The organism is Hydrogenophaga borbori (assembly GCF_003417535.1).
In the GTDB taxonomy this organism is placed as follows: Bacteria; Pseudomonadota; Gammaproteobacteria; order Burkholderiales; family Burkholderiaceae_C; genus Hydrogenophaga; species Hydrogenophaga borbori.
The window spans coordinates 419700-436275 of the sequence record NZ_QVLS01000002.1 but is presented as its reverse complement, the minus strand read 5'-3'; the positions used below and the strand labels follow the sequence as shown (position 1 = coordinate 436275).

Annotated in this window: 18 protein-coding genes; 5 read left to right on the top strand and 13 right to left on the bottom strand. The window is 72.9% G+C overall.

The window, feature by feature from the left end; all coding sequences use genetic code 11:
• Positions 1-2: 2 nt before the first annotated feature.
• Genes DY262_RS05025 through DY262_RS05015 form a run of 3 tightly spaced genes read right to left on the bottom strand, consistent with a single transcriptional unit; the run spans position 3 to position 2145 of the window.
• Entirely contained in the window at positions 3-722 is a 720-nt protein-coding gene (locus tag DY262_RS05025; protein ID WP_116957867.1) for a nitroreductase, read from the bottom strand.
• Positions 719-1162 carry an acyl-CoA thioesterase gene (locus DY262_RS05020; RefSeq protein WP_116957866.1) on the bottom strand — a complete coding sequence of 148 codons (444 nt, stop codon included), beginning with the start codon at positions 1160-1162 and terminating at the stop codon, positions 719-721. Before DY262_RS05020 ends, DY262_RS05025 begins: the two co-directional genes overlap by 4 nt.
• Positions 1159-2145 carry a histone deacetylase family protein gene (locus DY262_RS05015; RefSeq protein ID WP_116957865.1) on the bottom strand — a complete coding sequence of 329 codons (987 nt, stop codon included), beginning with the start codon at positions 2143-2145 and terminating at the stop codon, positions 1159-1161. The genes DY262_RS05020 and DY262_RS05015 overlap by 4 nt, the downstream gene beginning before the upstream one ends.
• 251 nt (positions 2146-2396) lie before the next feature.
• Between DY262_RS05015 and DY262_RS05010 the strand changes: the two genes are divergently transcribed.
• From DY262_RS05010 to DY262_RS04990, 5 genes are all read left to right on the top strand, one after another.
• Positions 2397-2939: a phasin family protein gene (locus tag DY262_RS05010; protein WP_116957864.1), complete on the top strand. Its 543-nt coding sequence runs from the start codon at positions 2397-2399 to the stop codon at positions 2937-2939.
• Between the two features lie 302 nt (positions 2940-3241).
• Positions 3242-4579, top strand: a complete 1338-nt coding sequence (locus DY262_RS05005; RefSeq protein WP_116957863.1) for an NAD(P)/FAD-dependent oxidoreductase — start codon at positions 3242-3244, stop codon at positions 4577-4579.
• A complete protein-coding gene (locus DY262_RS05000; protein ID WP_220377553.1) occupies positions 4576-5577 on the top strand; it encodes a chorismate transformation FkbO/Hyg5 family protein in 1002 nt (333 codons plus the stop codon). Before DY262_RS05005 ends, DY262_RS05000 begins: the two co-directional genes overlap by 4 nt.
• On the top strand, positions 5577-6386 hold the full coding sequence (locus DY262_RS04995) for a lysophospholipid acyltransferase family protein (RefSeq protein WP_116957862.1): 810 nt from the start codon (positions 5577-5579) through the stop codon (positions 6384-6386). The genes DY262_RS05000 and DY262_RS04995 overlap by 1 nt, the downstream gene beginning before the upstream one ends.
• A complete protein-coding gene (locus DY262_RS04990) occupies positions 6353-7120 on the top strand; it encodes a glycosyltransferase family 2 protein (RefSeq protein ID WP_116957861.1) in 768 nt (255 codons plus the stop codon). The genes DY262_RS04995 and DY262_RS04990 overlap by 34 nt, the downstream gene beginning before the upstream one ends.
• Here DY262_RS04990 and fabG read toward each other — a convergent pair.
• The 10 genes from fabG to DY262_RS04940 all read right to left on the bottom strand — a co-directional run bounded on the left by fabG (position 7101) and on the right by DY262_RS04940 (position 16544).
• Complete coding sequence (fabG, locus tag DY262_RS04985; RefSeq protein ID WP_116957860.1) at positions 7101-7829, bottom strand: 3-oxoacyl-ACP reductase FabG; 729 nt, start codon at positions 7827-7829, stop codon at positions 7101-7103. The two genes, DY262_RS04990 and fabG, sit on opposite strands and share 20 nt — an antisense overlap.
• Positions 7826-8308 carry a hotdog family protein gene (locus DY262_RS04980; protein ID WP_116957859.1) on the bottom strand — a complete coding sequence of 161 codons (483 nt, stop codon included), beginning with the start codon at positions 8306-8308 and terminating at the stop codon, positions 7826-7828. The genes fabG and DY262_RS04980 overlap by 4 nt, the downstream gene beginning before the upstream one ends.
• A complete protein-coding gene (locus DY262_RS04975) occupies positions 8305-9123 on the bottom strand; it encodes a beta-ketoacyl synthase chain length factor (RefSeq protein WP_116957858.1) in 819 nt (272 codons plus the stop codon). The genes DY262_RS04980 and DY262_RS04975 overlap by 4 nt, the downstream gene beginning before the upstream one ends.
• Complete coding sequence (locus DY262_RS04970) at positions 9120-10310, bottom strand: beta-ketoacyl-[acyl-carrier-protein] synthase family protein (RefSeq protein WP_116957857.1); 1191 nt, start codon at positions 10308-10310, stop codon at positions 9120-9122. The genes DY262_RS04975 and DY262_RS04970 overlap by 4 nt, the downstream gene beginning before the upstream one ends.
• 22 nt (positions 10311-10332) lie before the next feature.
• A complete protein-coding gene (locus tag DY262_RS04965; RefSeq protein WP_116957856.1) occupies positions 10333-11052 on the bottom strand; it encodes a class I SAM-dependent methyltransferase in 720 nt (239 codons plus the stop codon).
• 13 nt (positions 11053-11065) lie between these two features.
• Entirely contained in the window at positions 11066-11884 is an 819-nt protein-coding gene (locus DY262_RS04960; protein ID WP_116957855.1) for a polysaccharide deacetylase family protein, read from the bottom strand.
• Positions 11881-12540 (bottom strand): alpha/beta hydrolase, encoded by a 660-nt coding sequence (locus DY262_RS04955; RefSeq protein WP_116957854.1) that lies wholly within the window; start codon positions 12538-12540, stop codon positions 11881-11883. Before DY262_RS04955 ends, DY262_RS04960 begins: the two co-directional genes overlap by 4 nt.
• Positions 12537-14873, bottom strand: a complete 2337-nt coding sequence (locus DY262_RS04950) for an MMPL family transporter (RefSeq protein ID WP_116957853.1) — start codon at positions 14871-14873, stop codon at positions 12537-12539. The genes DY262_RS04955 and DY262_RS04950 overlap by 4 nt, the downstream gene beginning before the upstream one ends.
• Positions 14874-15054: 181 nt before the next feature.
• Positions 15055-15597, bottom strand: a complete 543-nt coding sequence (locus DY262_RS04945) for a LolA-related protein (protein ID WP_116957852.1) — start codon at positions 15595-15597, stop codon at positions 15055-15057.
• Positions 15598-15626: 29 nt separating this feature from the next.
• Complete coding sequence (locus tag DY262_RS04940) at positions 15627-16544, bottom strand: lysophospholipid acyltransferase family protein (protein ID WP_116957851.1); 918 nt, start codon at positions 16542-16544, stop codon at positions 15627-15629.
• Between the last annotated feature and the right edge of the window lie 32 nt (positions 16545-16576).

The window sequence follows — 16576 nt, the reverse complement described above, 5'->3', positions numbered from 1 at the left end:
CCTCAACCCAACCAGTGGGTGAACGACCGGACCGGTTCGCGCGGCGTGTGAAAACCGTTGACGGGCTCGTCGGGGTTCGCGTAGCCCAGCGCCATGCCGCAGACCACCATTTCGTCGGGGCCGGCGCCGATGTGCGGGAGGATGATTTTCGCGAAACCGTTCCAGGCCGCCTGCGGGCAGGTGTGCAGGCCCTGGCCGCGCGCGGCCACCATGATGTTCTGCAGGAACATGCCGTAGTCCACCAGCGAGCCGCGGCCCATCACGCGATCGAGCGTGAACATCAGGCCCACGGGCGCGTCGAAGAAGCGGAAGTTGCGGTGGTGCTGCGCATGCATCTTGTCCTTCTCGCCCTTGTTGATGCCCAGCAGACCGTACAGACCCCAGCCGTTCTCGCGCCGGCGGTCGATGTAGGGGCTGACCCATTTCTCGGGGTAGTAGTCGTACTCCTCACGGTACTCGGCGGCCAGCGCGGGGTTGGCGTAGATGGCGTCGTGGGCGGCGCAGACCTTGGCCACGAGTTCGTCGCGCGCCGCATGCTGCAGCACGTACACGCGCCAGGGCTGGGTGTTGGTGCCCGACGGGGCGCGGCTGGCCACGTCCAGGATGTGTTCGATGGTCTCGCGCGGCACCGGCGTGGGCAGGAAGGCGCGCACCGACATGCGGCTGGTGATGGCGGCGTCGACGCTCGCGGGGTCGATCGCGACGGGCTCGGCGAGGTTCATCTCAGGGTCTCCAGGGTCTTCTTCAAGGCGTCGGGCAAGGACACGGGTCGGCGGCTGGTCCGGTCCACGTAGACGTGCACGAAATGGCCGTGCGCCGCCGTGCGGTCCGCGCCGTCGGCGAACAGGCCCACCTCGTAGCGCACGCTGGACGTGCCCAGGTGCGCCACGCGCAGGCCGGCCCACACGGTCTGGGGAAAGCTCAGCGGCTCGAAATAGTGGCACTGCGTCTCCACCACCAGGCCGATGACGCCGCCCGCGTGGATGTCGAGCGCGCCGGATTCGATCAGGTGCGCGTTGACCGCGGTGTCGAACCAGCTGTAGTAGACGACATTGTTGACGTGGCCGTAGACGTCGTTGTCGGCCCAGCGGGTGCCGATGGCGCGAAAGACGCGGAAGTCGCTGCGGGGCCGGGCCTGGGGACGGGAAGCCGGTGCGGTCATGGCGCAGGATTGTGCCAGTGCGTACCGGAGGGGGTTCCAGCCGCCAGCGCCGGCGGCCTTGCCAGCCAGCGGCGCTCGAAGGCCAGCGCCGTGCGGTAGGTGTTGATCTGCACCTGCACCGTGGCCTCCAGGTCGTGGCCGTAGCCGCCGCCCATGGCGAAAACCAGCGGCAGCCGGCGCGACCAGGCCCAGTCCATCACGCGGCGGTCGCGCGCTTCGAGGCCGTCGAAGCTGAGCTTGAGGCGTCCCAGGCGATCGCCCTCGTGCGGGTCGGCGCCCGCCAGGTAGAGCACCAGTCCGGGCTCGAAGCGGCGCGCCAGCTCGTCGAGCGCCAGGTCCAGGGCGTGCAGGTAGTCGTCGTCGCCGCAGCCGTCGGGCAGCTCCACGTCCAGGTCACTCGGCTCCTTGCGGAAGGGAAAATTCTTGGCGCCGTGCAGCGAGAGCGTGAACACGCTGGGGTCGGCCGCGAAGAGGCGTGCCGTGCCATTGCCCTGGTGCACGTCAAGGTCGACGATGGCCACGCGCAGCGGCTGGCGGTGGCGGCGGGCGTGTTCGGCCTGCATCAGCCGCGCGGCGACCGCGAAGTCGTTGAAGACGCAAAAGCCACCCCCCTTGTCGGCGTAGGCGTGGTGCGTGCCGCCCGCCAGATTGGCCGCCAGGCCGCCGCCCTGCCCCATCACGCGGCGCGCGGCCTGCAGCGTCGCGCCCACCGAACGGCGCGCGCGCTCGGCCATCGCCGGGCTCCAGGGGAACCCGATCTCACGCTGCATCGCAGGGCTCAAGGAGCCGTCCGCCACCGCGGCGATGTAGGCCGGCGCGTGCACCAGGGCCAACTCCCCGTCGCTGGCGGGCAGCGCCTCGTGCAGATCCACCTCGGGCAGTTCGCGCGCCAGGCGTTCGCGCAGACGGCCGTACTTGGCCATGGGAAAGCGGTGCCCGCTGGGCAGGGGCAGCACGAAGTGGTCGGCGTAGTAGGCGTGCACGGGGCGCGGGCGAAACGGCGGCGGCGCATTGTGGGCGCGGCGCGAAGCCGCAGCGCGGGCCCCGGGTTTAGAAAGCGCCCCCTAAATTGTTGCAATGCAGCAAAAAGGGCTTGCATCCCTGGCACAGCTCCTGAATAATTCGATCCATGTTGCAGCGCAGCATAACGAACGAGACCACCGTTCGAGCCGAGGCCACCCGCCTCCACGCCGCAGCCTCTGTTGTCCCCCATCCACCCCTCAGGAGAATCTTCATGCTGACCGCCGAACAAATCATCGCCGCCCAGAAGTCCCAGATGGACACCCTCTTTGGCCTGACCCAGAAGGCTTTCGAAGGCGTCGAGAAGCTGGTTGAGCTCAACCTGCAAGCCACCAAGGCCGCACTGTCCGAGTCCGCCAACAACGCCCAGGCCCTGCTCAGCGTCAAGGACGCCCAGGAACTGCTGAACCTGCAAGCCAGCCTGATGCAGCCCCTGGCCGAGAAGTCCGTGGCCTACAGCCGCCACCTGTACGACATCGCCTCCGGCACCGGCGCCGAGTTCGGCAAGGCCGCCGAAGCCACCGCCGCCGACGCCCAGAAGAAGTTCATGGCCGTCGTGGACAACGCCGCCAAGAACGCCCCGGCCGGTTCCGAAACCGCCGTCGCCGTGATGAAGAGCGCCGTGTCCGCCGCCAACAACGCCATCGAGTCGGTGCAGAAGGCCGTCAAGCAGGCCACCGAAATGGCCGAATCCAACTTCAATACCGTGGCCGCCACCGCCGTGAACGCCTCCAAGACCGCCGCCAAGAAGCGCTGAAATAGCACAAGAACGCTGCCGTTGATCGCGGGACTTGACTTTCCGTCGCCCGCCCACAATTGACAGCGTATCGCAGGCCTTAGTCTGAACACCCAAGGTTTGCTGTCATCGGTTTTTTCTGGTTGTCTCCTCGGGTCCTTTTCGAAATTCGGTTTCATCGGACCCTTCACAGCCCTCACCCTTCGGTGAGGGCTTCTTTTTTTGGTTACATGCCCCCCCACTCTGGTGCCGAGTGGGCCTCCTAGAATCCCTGGATTTCCGCGCCGCCTCCCAAGGCAGCGCCCAGTGATCAGCGAGGTTTCATGCAAGCGACAGACACCGCGCCGCGCGACTGCGACGTTCTGGTGATCGGCGGCGGGCCGGCGGGCTCCACGGTCTCCACCTTGCTGGCGCGCCAGGGCCACCGCGTGGTGCTGCTCGACAAGGACCACCACCCGCGCTTTCACATCGGCGAGTCGCTGCTGCCGGCTAACCTGCCCCTGCTCGATCGGCTGGGCGTGGGCGAAGCCGTGCGGGCCATCGGCATGCTCAAGCCCGGCGCCGAATTCGTCTCGCCGCAGCACAGCCACACGCAGACCTATTACTTCGCCGACGCCTGGGACAAGTCCATGCCGACGGCCTACCAGGTCAAGCGGGCCGACTTCGACCACCTGTTGCTGCGCAACGCCGCCGAACAGGGTGTGGAGGTGCACGAGGGCACGCTGGCCCGCGAACTGCGCTGGGCCGCCGACGGCCAGCGTGTGGCATCGGTCGTCTCCACCGACGCACAGGGGCGCAGCACCGAATGGCGACCGCGCTTCCTGGTCGACGCCTCGGGCCGCGACACCTTCCTCGCGGGCCGGCTCAAGACCAAACAGAAGAACCCCGACCACAACAGCGCCGCCGTCTACGCCCACTTCCGCGGCGCGCGTCGCCACGAGGGCCAGGACGCCGGCAACATCACCATCTTCTGGTTCGAGCACGGCTGGTTCTGGTTCATCCCGCTGAGCGACGGCGCCACCAGCGTCGGCATGGTCACCTGGCCGTACCACATGAAGACCCGCGGCGGGCGCGAGCTGATGGACTTCCTGCTGGACAACATCCGCCATTGCCCGGCACTGGCCGAGCGCCTGGCCGGCGCGCAGCCCTCAACGCCCGCCGAGGCCACCGGCAACTACTCCTACCGCTCCACCCTCAGCCACGGCGCCGGCTTCCTGCTGCTGGGCGATGCCTATGCCTTCGTCGACCCGGTGTTCTCCTCGGGCGTGTGGCTGGCCATGAGCAGCGCGGAAATCGGCGCGCGCACCGTGGACACCTGCCTGCGCGAGCCGGCGCGCGCGGCCCAGGCCCTGCGCCGCTTCGACCGCCACATGCGCCATGGCCCGCGCGAGTTTTCCTGGTTCATCTACCGCATGACCAACCCGACCATGCGCGGCTTCTTCATGGAGCCGCACAACCCCCTGCGCATGAAGGAGGCGCTGCTGTCGGTGCTGGCGGGCGATCTGTTCGGCCGCACGCCGATCTGGCCGTCGCTGTGGGCCTTCAAAGGCCTGTACCTGGCGGTCAATCTGGGCAACCCGCTGCGCAGTTGGCGGGCCTGGCGGCAGCGCCGGCGCAACATCCGGCCCGCCGCTTCGGCCAGTGCCTCCTCCAGCGCATGAGCGGCCTGCGATTGCTCACGCCGCGCGTCGTCGACGCTCTTGCCCCGTCCGGCGTGTTGGGCGGGGCCGCCCTGGACGGCGCGTGCGGCACGCCCGCCTGGCCCGAGCAGCGCCTGCGCATGCCGGGCGAGCGCGGCGCCGCGGCCGCCTGGCGCGAGGCCTGGGCCAGCGACGGCCCGCTGCAGCAGGGCCAGGACGGCGGCCTGCGCTGGCGCGGCGACGGCGACTGGCTGTACGGCCTGATCGAACTCGACGAGCCCACGCCCGACGCGCCCGAGCGCGGCGCGTGCCTGCGCGAACGCACCCGCGAGGCCTACCTGCGCCTGTTCGCCCTGCTCGGGGCGCGCGGCACGCCGCACCTGTGGCGCGTGTGGAACTACATGGCCGGCATCAACAGCGATGAGCAGGGCCTGGAGCGCTACCGCTGGTTCAACCTGGGCCGCCACGACGCCTACCAGGCCCTGGGCGCCACCGCCGCCGCCCAGATGCCGGCGGCCAGCGCCCTGGGCTGGGCGGGCCACGGGCCGCTGTCGATCGCCTTCCTCGCCGGGCGCCGGGCCCCGCGCCCGATCGAGAACCCGCGCCAGGTGAGCGCCTTTCACTACCCGGGCGACTACGGCCCGCGCCCGCCGCTGTTCGCGCGCGCGGTGCTGGCCGACTCGGGCGCCGGCGAGTGGCTTCTGGTCTCCGGCACCGCGAGCATCGTCGGCCACCAGACCGTGCACCCGGGCGACGTGGTCGCGCAATGCGAGGAAACCGCGCGCAACCTGCGGGCCGTGCTGGACGAGGCCAACCGCGCCACGCGCACCAGCGGGCATCGCGCCGAGGCACTCAGCCACCGCGTGTACGTGCGCCACGCGGCCGATTTCCCCGTCGTGCGCCGCACGCTCGAGCGCTGCCTGGGCGGCGCCGGCCTCACGCTGATGCAGGCCGACATCTGCCGCCAGGACCTGCTGGTCGAGGTGGAGTCCCTGGCCCACGGTGCCGTCCTGCGCTGATGCGGCTCACCCTGTCCCGCCCCACCCAGTGGCTGCAGGCGCTGCGCGAGCACCTGGCCATGGTGCTGGGCCTGGGCCTGCTCGCCACGCTGTGCCTGAGCTGGTCGCCGATCGCCCTGGTGCTGCACCACGCGCTGCCGCGGCGCTGGGGGCAGGCCGTGGGCCGGCGTGTGGCCACGGCCTGCTTCCGCTTCTACCTGGGCGCGCTGCGCGCGGCCTGCGGCTGCCGCTTCGATCTGGACGCGCTCGATGGCCTGGCCGGGCAAGGCCCGATGATCGTGGTGGCCAACCACCCCAGCCTGCTCGACGCCCTGCTGTTGGTCTCGCGCCTGCCCAACGCGGTCTGCATCATGAAGGCCGGCCTGATGGACAACCCGCTGTTCGGCGCGGGTGCCCAGCTCGCGGGCTATGTGCGCAACGACAACCTGCTGCACGTGATCCTGCAATGCCGCAGCGAACTGCGCAAAGGCACCCAGGTCATCGTCTTTCCCGAAGGCACGCGCACCACCGACTGGCCCATGAACCGCGTGCCCGCCTCCATCGGCCTGCTGGCGGTGCGCTCGCAGGTGCCGGTGCAGACGGTGCTGCTCGATTTCTCCAGCCCTTACCTGGGCAAGGCCTGGCCGTTGTGGCGCCGCCCCGAGCTGCCGCTGCGGGTGAGCGCGCGCCTGGGGCGGCGCTTCGAGCCGCCCAGCGACGCCCGCGCCTTCACCGACGAACTGCAAAGCCACTTCGACCAGGCGCTCAAGAACGCCCAGGTCGCGTCCGCGAACCCATGCCCCAGCCGTCCACCACCCACCTCGTCCTGATCCCCGCCTACAACCCGGGCGAGTTGCTCGCGCGCACGGTGCGCGCGGCGCGCGCGCAGTGGGCACCGGTGTGGGTGGTGGTCGACGGCAGCACCGACGGCTCCACCGCCGAGGTGCAGGCCTTGGCCGCGCAGGACCCCCAGCTGCGCGTGATCGTGCTGCCCCGCAACCAAGGCAAGGGGGCGGCGGTGCTGGCGGGCCTGCAGGGCGCCGCGCGGGCGGGCTTCACGCACGCGCTGACCATGGACGCCGACGGCCAGCACCCGGGCGAACTGATCCCCCGCTTCATGGCCACCTCGCTGTCCCAGCCCGAGGCCATGGTGCTGGGCAAGCCGGTCTTCGGTCCCGAGGCGCCCGCGCTGCGCGTGCAGGGGCGGCGCATTTCCAACGCCTGGGCCAACATGGAAACCCTGGGCATGGGCGTCGGCGATTCGCTCTACGGCTTTCGGGTCTACCCGGTGCGCGCGCTCATCGACGTGATGCGTTCCACGCGCTTCATGCGCCGCTTCGACTTCGACCCCGAGGCCGTGGTGCGCCTGTGCTGGGCCGGCGTGCGCCCGATCAACGTGGACGCGCCGGTGCGCTACCTCGCCCCCGAGGAAGGCGGCGTGTCGCACTTCAAGTACCTGCGCGACAACCTGCTGCTCTCCTGGATGCACAGCCGGCTGTTCGCGGGTTTCGTGCTGCGGCTGCCCCGGCTGTTGTGGCAGCGGCTCAGGCCATCGCCCCGTTGATGCCGATCACCTGCCCGCTGATGTAGCCGGCCCGCTCGGAGGCCAGGAAGGCCACGAGATCGGCCACCTCCTCGGCGCGGCCCGCGCGCTGCATGGGCACCAGCTGCTTCACCGTGGCGGCGTCGAACACGCCGTCGGCCATGCCGCTGTCGATGATGCCGGGCGCCACGGCATTGACGGTGATGCCGCGCGCGGCCACCTCCAGCGCCAACGAGCGCCCCGCCGCGTGCAGCGCGGCCTTGGCCGCCGAGTAGTTCACCTGCCCGCGGTTGCCCACCACGCCGGACACCGAGGTGATGTTGATGACCCGGCCCCAGCGCGTGCGGATCATGGGCAGCATGAGCGGCTGCGTGATGTTGAAGAAGCCGTTGAGCGACACGTCGAGCACGCGGTCCCATTGCTCGCCCGTCATGCCGGGAAAGACGGCGTCGTCGTGCACGCCGGCGTTGTTCACGAGCACCTGCACCGGGCCCTGCTCAAGCAGGCCAGCCAGGGCCGCCGCGCAGGCCGCGCGGTCGGTCACGTCGAATCGGCAGGCGCTCGCCCGGCCACCGGCGGCCAGGATGCGGTCGACCACGGCCTGCGCGCGTTCCATGCCCTGGTTGGCGTGCACCAGCACCTCCAGGCCGTCCTGCGCCAGGCGCTGCGCGATGGCCGCGCCCAGGCCGCCGCTGCCGCCCGTGACCAGGGCCCGTTTCGGGGCCGTCATGCCGCCCCCCCGTCGCTGGCGAGGCCCGCGGCATCGAGCACCACCGCCGCGCGGCCATCGGCCAGGGCGCCGCGGGCGCCCTCGACGCTGAAGCCGTAGAGCACGTTTCGCGCATCACCCGACAGGCGCTCGGCGCGCACGCGCAGCGGCGCGTCGGCGGCTTCGATGCTCAGCGTGTGCAGGTTCACCCCCCGCACGCTGGCCAGGTAGCCCGCGCGCGGCGCCTCGTGCAGGCCGGCGACCAGGGCGCCGTGCACGGCCATGGCCTGGGCCGCGTATTCGATGGCGTGCACCGCGCCCAGGGCGCCATCGGCGCCGCGCAGCGGGTGTGTGGCCAGGCTGTCGAGCCGCGCCTCGCAGTGGATGGCCTCGGGCGACCAGTGCCGCACGGCGTCGAGCAGGCACATGTCGAGCTGGTGGGGGATGCGGCGCGCGATCGCGTCGCGGTCGAGCGGGGCGTGGGGGGTCGGGTCGGTCATGGTTGGCGGGGCGTGAAGCGCAGCCGCAGGTGCTGGGGCGCCAGGTAGTCCAGCACCACGGGGCGATCATCGCCGCGCGCGATGCGCTCGAGCAAGGGCAGACCGCGCAGCGCGGGAAAGGCCCTGCGCAGGCCGTCCAGCGGCGCCGCCGCCAGCGTGTTCACCGGATCGCGCGTGAGCGCGCCGTGCAGCGTGCCCAGGCTTCGCTCGCGCGGCGCGGTGCCCAGCCAGAGCGCGATGCCCGCCGCATCGGGCACGGGCCGGCAGGCGTGCAGCGGCTCGGGGTACTCGCTGTCGTAGGCCACCAGCAGCACCTCGGGCGCGCCGTCGAGCAACTGGCCCACGGCGTCGATCCAGCCCGCACCCAGGCTGGCGTCGTGGGCGCACAGCACCTGGCTCGGCGCCATGGAGCGCGTGGCGATGCCCCAGTAGCCGGCCGCCGCGTTGTGCACCGAGTTGTGGAATCGCGTGGGCGAGATGGCGCGGTCCTCGCCCGCCAGCTGTTCGCACAGGGCGTGGCAGTTGTGGCCGTCGGCGCCGGACGAGGTGAAGACCGTGGCGATGTCGGCCGGGTCCTGTCCGTCCAGCGCGCGCTGGCCCAGCGCCAGCGCCAGGCGCACCACGCGGCTGGCGCGGCGGCGCTCGGCGGCCGGCAGTGCCTGGGCCGGCGGCAGCACCGAAGGCGCGTGCGCCCAGGCCTGCTCGCCGCGCAGCACGGCCGCGGCCTGGGGCCAGTCGGCCAGGCCGGGGGCGATGATGGAGACGCCGTGCAGCCAGACGGCGGTGTGCGGTGCGGCGTGGGGGCGCTGGTTCATGCTTGGCCCCCACCGAACACGAGGCTGCAATTGCTGCCGCCAAAGCCGAAGGAGTTGGAGAGCGCGTACCGCAGCCCGGGCGCGGGCGCGCCGTCGAGGCGGTAGTCCAGTTCGAGCGCCGGATCGAGTTCGCGCGTGCCGGGGCTGCCGGGGATCCAGCCCTCGCGCAGCGCGATGGCGCAGGCCACCGCCTCCAGCGCGCCGGCCGCGCCCAGCGTGTGGCCGGTGGCGCCCTTGATGGACGAGCACGGCGCACCGCGCCCGAACAGCGCGGCCACGGCCAGGCCCTCGGCCGCGTCGTTGGCCGGCGTGGCGGTGCCGTGCAGGTTGATGTAGCCGATCTGGTCCGCCCGCAGGCCAGCCGAGCGCAGCGCGGCCTGCATGGCCAGGCGCGCGCCCAGGCCCTGCGGGTGCGGGGCCGACATGTGGTGCGCGTCGCTGGACTCGCCCACACCCAGCAGCCGCACGGCGGCCGGTGCGCCGTCGCGCTCCAGCAGCGCGAAAGCCGCCGCCTCGCCGATGGAGATGCCGTCGCGCTGCGCATCGCTGGGCCGGCAGGGCTCGGCCGAGGTGAGTTGCAGCGAGGCGAAGCCGTACAGCGTGGTGAGGCAGAGCGAATCGACGCCACCCACCACGGCGGCGTCGATGGTCCCCGCCGCGAGCTGGCGCGCGGCGGCGGCGAACACCTTGGCGCTGGACGAGCAGGCGCTGGACAGCGCCATGGCCACGCCCTGCAGCCCGAAGGCGGCGCGCACGAAGGCGCTCACCGAGCCGGTGTTGTGCGTGGTGTCGTAGTGGAACCAATCGGGCAGCGCGCCCGTGGCGGGGTCGCGCTCGCGGTAGGCCAGTTCGGTCTGCAGGATGCCCGAGGTGCTGGTGCCGACGAACACGCCCACGCGGTCCGTGCCGTGGCGGGCCACGGCCTCGCGCACGCGCTCGGCGAAGCCATCCTGCTGCAGGCCCATCCAGGCCAGGCGGTGGTTGCGGCAGTCGAAGGCGCTCAGCGCGGCCGGCAATGCCACGGCGTCGACGCCAGGCACCTCGCCGATCCAGGTGGGCAGGTCCACGGTTTCGAAGCGGCAGGGCGTCAAGCCACTGCGCGATTCGCGCAGCGCCCGCGTGTGCTCGGCCAGGCCCTGCCCCAGGCAGGAGGTGGCGGTGTAGGCGGTGAGGGAAACGGCTTGCATGGGGAAACCCGGGACGCGGCGCTCAGCGCACGCGGCAGTACAGCATGACGTTGGCCAGGGGCTTGTTGCCGCTCATGTCGCGGCTGTCCACCTCGAAGCCCAGCGATTCGAGCTCGGCGCGCCACTCGGCCAGCGGCCGCGCGTACAGGCGCGAGAGCCGGTGCCCGCGCGCGAAGGTCACCACGCGGTCGATGTTCAGGCCCATCTGGTAGCGCCAGCCGGCCGAGGCGTCGCCGATGCGGGTGAGGAACACGCCGCCCGCCGGCAGCGCGGCGCGGATGCGCGCCAGCAGCTCGCTCTGGCGCTGGTGGTCCACGTAGTGCAGCGCGTCCAGGATGGTGATGGCGTCGGGCCGGCCGAGCTCGGTGCGTGTCATGTCGCCGCGCTCGATGCGCACCACCGGGTGCGTGGCGCCGAAGGCCTGGGCCGCGCGGTCCACGTCCTTGTCCATCAGCTCGATGCCGCGCAGCGCGCGGGGGGTGGGCGGCGGCGCCCAGTCGGCGGGCCAGCGGCCCCGCGCCGCCAGCTGCTGCGCGGCCAGCAGCCAGGAAAACAGGCTGCCCTGCCCGCTGCCCAGGTCCAGCACGCGCGGCGCGCCGCTCAGCAGGCCGCGGCGCAGGATGTCGTGAAAGATGGTGTCGTAACCGAGCTTGCCGCGCGCGTAGTGGTACGCGAAGCGGCCGCCGGCGCGGAAGCGTTCGCTGGCGTGGTCGACCAGTTCGTGGACGAAGGCGTGGCTCATGCGGGGGACGGGCTCATTCAAGGGATTGGAACAGGGTCTCGGGCCGCAGCCCCAGGCGGCGCGCCTCGGCCATGACGGCGGGCAGCGCGTGCAGCAGCACCGGCTGGCCGTCGGGCGCGCGCGCGGCGTGGCCGTCGTGCAGCAGCAGGATGTCGCCGGCGGCGAAGCCGCGCAGCAGCCGGCGCTGCACGGTGGCCGGATCGCCGGTGCGGGTGTCGAAGCCGCGGCGCGTCCAGCTGGCGTGCCGCAGGCCCAGACCGTGCAGCACCGGGTCGAGGAAGGGATTGCGCAGGCCGGCCGTGGGCCGGAAGAAGCGCGGCGCCTGGCCGGTGATGTCGCTCAGCGCGGCCTGCGCGGCGGCGATGTCGCGCCGCATGCGGCCGGGCCCGAACAGCGAGAAGGCATTGGAATGCGACTGGCCGTGGTTCTCCACGCGGTGTCCACGCGCCACGATGGCGCGGCACAGCGCCGGCTGCGCCTGCGCGCGGCGGCCGATGCAGAAGAAGCTGGCCTTGGCCCCGAGTTCGTCGAGCAGGTCCAGCACGCGCGGCGTGATCTCGGGGTCGGGACCGTCGTCGATGGTGATCGCAAAGGCGCCGCGCGCGGCCGCGGCCGCGGGCAGGTGCACCCAGTTCTCGCCCAGCCATTGCGAGCGCGGCCACAGGCCCGCGGCCACCACGGCCGCATGGTTGGCCACCACACCGCTCGCCAGCCAGGGCCACCAGCCGGGCTGCCACAGCCCCGCGCCCAGCGCAGCGCCGTGCAGCAGCACGCTGGCCTGCAGCAGCGGCGCGGGCCGCCAGCGCGGGCCGTTCAGCCGGGCCGGCGTCATGGCGCGCCCTCCCCGTCCGCCGCCCAGGGCCGCCGCGCCACCAGGGCGGACCACAGGGCCTGCCAGCAGGCCCAGTCGTGACCGCCGTCGATGCGCAGCACGCGCTCGGCGGGCAGGCGCGCGGCCATGCGGTCCATGCCGTCGGCGAAGCGGTCCTGGCGGCCATAGCCCATCCAGGCCACGGGGCGCGGTGGTGCTTGCTTCCACCAGGCCCAGACCTCAAAGGCCGGGTCGCTGTCGTCGGGCGCAGGGCCGGGCCAGGCGTCCAGCCCGCCCGCGCGTTGAATGGCGTTCCAGGCCAGCCGATCGCCCGGGTAGGGCGCCAGCAGGCACAGGCCATCGACCAGGTCCGGGTGGCGCCGCGCGCACAGCACGGCCTGCCAGCCGCCCAGCGAAAGACCGCCCAGCCAGACGCGGCGCCCCGCCTCGCGTGCGGGCCGCAGCCACTCGGTGACCAGGGCCTCGATGGCGTCGGCGCCGTCGTAGCGCTGTGCCTGCAGGTCGAGCGCCACCATGTCGATGGCCTGGCCCGCGGCGGCGGCCTCGGCGTCCCAGCCTTGCGCGGCCACGTCGGCGGCGCCCATGGCCGCGCCGGGCAGCCAGACCAGGCGGCAGGGGGCCTCGCCGGTCCAACCCGCGAAGCGCTGGGCCTTCATGGGACGGGGTCCTTGTGCGCCGGCGTGAGCACCGCCGACAGCAGCAGCGCCAGCACCGCGCCCGGCGCCACCGTCACACCCACCGCCTGCAGCACCGGCACCGAGGACAGCGAGAGCACGCCGAAGCCGATGGCCGTGGTGGCGCAGGCCACCAGCACCGACAGCAGGGCCCGCGGATCGGCGTGCGGGTCGCGCCGCCAGCGCTCGATGAACAGCGAGTAGTTGGAACCCACGGCCACGATGAGCAGCATGCCGATGAGGTGCAGCAGGTGCAGGCGCACGCCCAGCGCGTGCAGGCTGGCGATCACGATCAGCACCGCCGCCACGATGGGCAGCAGCACGCCCAACAGGCGGCCCGGCCCGCGCAGCGAGGCGCCCAGCACCAGCACGATGCCCGCCAGCCCGGCCAGCGACAGCGCGATGGCCTCGCGCAGGTAGCTGCCGTAGAGCGATTCGAATTCCTGCTTCAGGTCGACGAAGCGCGCACCGCTGCCCTGCAGCGCCGCGCGCAAGACCTCGGCCGGCAGGTCGGCGCCGACCGCGCCGGGCGCGGGGCGCAGCGGCAGCAGGGCGGTCCAGCCATCGGCGTGCGGCTGCAGCAGCGAGTCCACGGCGATGGCCAGGGCCGAGCCGTCGAGGTCCTCGCGCCGCAGCGGCGCGGCCGCGCGCGCCTGCGCCACGGCGTCCACGAAGGGCTTGAGCCGCGCGGCCGACAGGGGCTGCCCCTGCAACGCCAGGTTCAGGTCGCGCGACAGCGCCTCGGGCGCGGGCAAGGCGCGCTGACGCTCACGTTGCAGGGCCTCGCTGGGCAGGAAGCGCGCGGGGCTGTCGTAGCCGCCGATCAGGCCCTGCGCCACCAGCGGCTGCAGGCGCGCGGCGGCCGCCTCGGCGCCGCGCAGCGCGGCCTCGCGGTCGCTGGCGCGCACCACCACCATGTAGCGCGCGTCGGGCGCGCCCAGGTCGCCGCGCAGGCGGGCGTCGCGCTCGGCGTCCTGCGGGCTCACGCTGGACAGGGCGGACAGGTTCGGCTCCCACAGCGTGTCGCGCTGCACCACCAGCCAGGCCAGCGCCAGCAGCGCCGCGCCCAGCACGGGCCAGCGCCAGGCCCGCAGCGCCAGCACGCGCGGCGTCACCCAGGCCGGCAGCTCGGGCGTGCGCGCCACCTGGCCGCCGGCCATGGCGGGCAGCACCAGCCGCGTGGTCAGGGCGGCGACGAACACACCCGTCATGGCGTACAGGCCGAGCTGCGCGAGCCCCGGGAAACCCGCGAACAGCAGCGCGCCGAAGCCCAGCACCGAGGTGGCCACGCCCAGGCGGATGGTGGGCCAGAAGTTCTCGTGCCAGCGCCGGCCCTCGCCGCTGTCCTCGCGCCCGGTCTGCACGAAGTAGTAGATGCCGTAGTCCACCGCCTCGCCCACCAGCGCGGCGCCGAAGCCGGCCGTGATGGCGAACACCGAGCCGTGCACCTGCCCCACCGCCACCAGGCCCGCGAGCGAGCCGCTCACCGCCGGCACCAGGGTCAGCAGCAGCGGGCGCCAGCGCCGGAACATGCACCACAGCAGCAGACTGATGCCGATGGCGCTGAACAGGGTCAGCCGCGCGACGTCGGCCTGGATGGCTGCGCGCGTCTTCACCGCGAACACGCCGGGCCCCGACACCTCCAACCGCAGCGCGCCCGGCGGCAGCGCGTCGAAGGCGGCCTGCACGCGCGCCACGGCCTCGGCCTGGCCGTCGGTGTCCGCGCCCGCCGCGCGCGTCTGCAGCAGCAACATCGCGCGCGCGCCGTCGCGCGACACCCAGACGCCCTCGGCCATGTTGGGCTGGCCCTGCGACTGCCAGCCCATCAGCACCTCGAAGGCCTCGCCCGTGGGGTCGGACGGGAACCGCGCCTTGAACGGCAGCCCCGCCGGCGAGGACACGATGTCGATGGCGTTGAGGATGGCCTCGCGCAGGCCCTCGGGCGTGAAGCGCTGCGGTCCCACGGCCGGGCTCAGCGTGTAGCGGTGCTTCTGCAGCAGCGCGAACTCGCGGTCGAAGGCCTCCAGCTCGCCGTTCTGCACCGAGACGAAGGCGCCGTCGGCCGAGAGCCGCTGGCGCAGCGCGCGCGAAGCCTCGGCGCGCGCCGCGCTGTCGCCGCCGTCGATGGCCACCATGAGCAGGCGCGAGACCACGCCCTCGCGCAACTGCTCCACCAGCACCTGCTGCTCGGCGCTGGGGTGGGAGGGCAGGAAGAAGGACAGGTCGGTGGTGAAGCGCGTGCGCGAGGCCAGCCAGCCGCCCAGGGCCATGGCCAGGGCCCAGGCGAGCACGATCCACGCGGCACGGCGGGTCATCGGAGCCCCCCCGGGCGCGCTGCGGTGCGAGCGCCTTCGGACGGCCGGGCGGCGCGCATCCGGAACACCTCCGCGCGGCGCGCTGCGGTGCGAGCGCCTTCGGACGGCCGGGCGGCGCTCATCCGGAGCACCTCCGCGCGGCGCGCTGCGGTGCGAGCGCCTTCGGACGGCCGGGCGGCGCTCACGGCTTGCCCACCGGTTCCAGTCGCATCTCGGTGCGGTCGCCGTCGGACTGGCTGTAGTCGATGCGGTCCACCGCGACGCCCACGCCCGAGATGACGATCTGCGTGACGATGCCGCGCAGCCGCGCCTGCAGCGGCTCCAGCGTGAGCGTCCAGCGCTTCTCGGGCTGGCCCTGCAGGGCCACGCGGTAGTGGCGCTCCAGCGCCGCGCGGTCGCCCTGCAGGGTGCTGCGGATGCTGGCCACGAAGGCCTCGACCTCGGGGCGCTGGCTCACGGGCATGCTCATGCGACGCTGGTCGCGCTCCAGCGTGAGCGTGTCCTTGTCGAGCAGCAGGCGCTCGGGCCGGGGCGAGAGCGTGCGCCGCTCCAGCCAGTCGGGCGCGCGGTAGCTCATCTCGCCGCGCGAGACCAGGGGCGCGTCGAGCATGGCCATGTGGCGCCGCTCGACGAAGCGCACCGTGCCGCCGGGGTGCGCGGCGAGCAGGGCCATCAGGCGCTCGAGTTCGTCGGCCGCGCGCGCGGCCGTCAGGGGCAGCAGCATCAGCGCCAGTAGCCAGAGCCTGCGGGAGATCATCGTTGCCAGAAGTCGAAGAAGTTGAACCAGTTGAACGGCGCCTGCCGGCAAGCGGCCTGCAGGCGCTCCACGTAGGCGGCGCGGGCCGCCTGGATCGCGGCATCGCGGGCCGCGCCACGGCCAACCGTACCAAAGTCGGCCAGCGGTTCGAACACCAGCCGGTAACGGTTCGCACCCAGGTACAGGCCTGCCATGAAGAAGACCGGCCGGCGCAGCACGGCGGCCACGCGCCAGGGCGCGACCGGAAAGGCCGCGGGGTCGCCCAGGAAATCGTGCAGGGCGCGGTCGTCCGCGTCCAGCGAGCGGTCGACCAGCATGCCCACCAGGTGGCCCTGCTCCAGCCGCTGCGCGGCCTCGACCATGGAGTCGGGCCGGCCCAGCGGCACCACGTCCTGCCGGGCCTCAGGGTTGATGGCGGCGAGCGCGGCGCGCATCTGGCGCGCGTTGTCCTCGTACATCAGCATGCTCACCTGAAGGCCGGGCCGCTGGCGGCCCACGCAGCGCAGGGCCTCGAAGCTGCCCAGGTGCGCGCCCATCAGCAGCACGCCACCGCTGTCCATGGCGCGCAGCAGCGCCTCGGCGCCCTGCACCTCCACGTCGAACAGGTCGACACGTCCGTTGAGCAGGTAGACACGGTCGTGCACCGTGGTGGCGAAGCTCAGCAGGTGGCGGTAGCGCTCGCGCCAGGTGGGCGGGCGGCCCAGGGCGCGGCGCAGGTAGTCGCGGCTGGCCGCGCGCGGGCGCGGCGCGAACAGCAGGAAGTACAGCGTGGCGCCGTGCAGCACCGCGCGGCTGAGCCGTCGGCCCCCCCACAGCGACAGGCGCACCATGAAGCGCAGCAAGCCCAGGTGGCCACGCTCGGGCCGCTGGCGCCACTCGGGCAGCGCGCGCCCATTCACCGGGTGCCCCCCCATGCCGCGCACCGCGGGGCTGGGTGCCTGGGGAA

Coding starts and splice junctions, on each gene's coding strand:
- DY262_RS05025 (WP_116957867.1), bottom strand. CDS start 722: ATGAACCTCGCCGAGCCCGTCGCGATCGACCCCGCGAGCGTCGACGCC.
- DY262_RS05020 (WP_116957866.1), bottom strand. CDS start 1,162: ATGACCGCACCGGCTTCCCGTCCCCAGGCCCGGCCCCGCAGCGACTTC.
- DY262_RS05010 (WP_116957864.1), top strand. CDS start 2,397: ATGCTGACCGCCGAACAAATCATCGCCGCCCAGAAGTCCCAGATGGAC.
- DY262_RS05005 (WP_116957863.1), top strand. CDS start 3,242: ATGCAAGCGACAGACACCGCGCCGCGCGACTGCGACGTTCTGGTGATC.
- DY262_RS05000 (WP_220377553.1), top strand. CDS start 4,576: ATGAGCGGCCTGCGATTGCTCACGCCGCGCGTCGTCGACGCTCTTGCC.
- DY262_RS04995 (WP_116957862.1), top strand. CDS start 5,577: ATGCGGCTCACCCTGTCCCGCCCCACCCAGTGGCTGCAGGCGCTGCGC.
- DY262_RS04990 (WP_116957861.1), top strand. CDS start 6,353: ATGCCCCAGCCGTCCACCACCCACCTCGTCCTGATCCCCGCCTACAAC.
- fabG (WP_116957860.1), bottom strand. CDS start 7,829: ATGACGGCCCCGAAACGGGCCCTGGTCACGGGCGGCAGCGGCGGCCTG.
- DY262_RS04980 (WP_116957859.1), bottom strand. CDS start 8,308: ATGACCGACCCGACCCCCCACGCCCCGCTCGACCGCGACGCGATCGCG.
- DY262_RS04975 (WP_116957858.1), bottom strand. CDS start 9,123: ATGAACCAGCGCCCCCACGCCGCACCGCACACCGCCGTCTGGCTGCAC.
- DY262_RS04970 (WP_116957857.1), bottom strand. CDS start 10,310: ATGCAAGCCGTTTCCCTCACCGCCTACACCGCCACCTCCTGCCTGGGG.
- DY262_RS04965 (WP_116957856.1), bottom strand. CDS start 11,052: ATGAGCCACGCCTTCGTCCACGAACTGGTCGACCACGCCAGCGAACGC.
- DY262_RS04960 (WP_116957855.1), bottom strand. CDS start 11,884: ATGACGCCGGCCCGGCTGAACGGCCCGCGCTGGCGGCCCGCGCCGCTG.
- DY262_RS04955 (WP_116957854.1), bottom strand. CDS start 12,540: ATGAAGGCCCAGCGCTTCGCGGGTTGGACCGGCGAGGCCCCCTGCCGC.
- DY262_RS04950 (WP_116957853.1), bottom strand. CDS start 14,873: ATGACCCGCCGTGCCGCGTGGATCGTGCTCGCCTGGGCCCTGGCCATG.
- DY262_RS04945 (WP_116957852.1), bottom strand. CDS start 15,597: ATGCTGCTGCCCCTGACGGCCGCGCGCGCGGCCGACGAACTCGAGCGC.
- DY262_RS04940 (WP_116957851.1), bottom strand. CDS start 16,544: ATGGGGGGGCACCCGGTGAATGGGCGCGCGCTGCCCGAGTGGCGCCAG.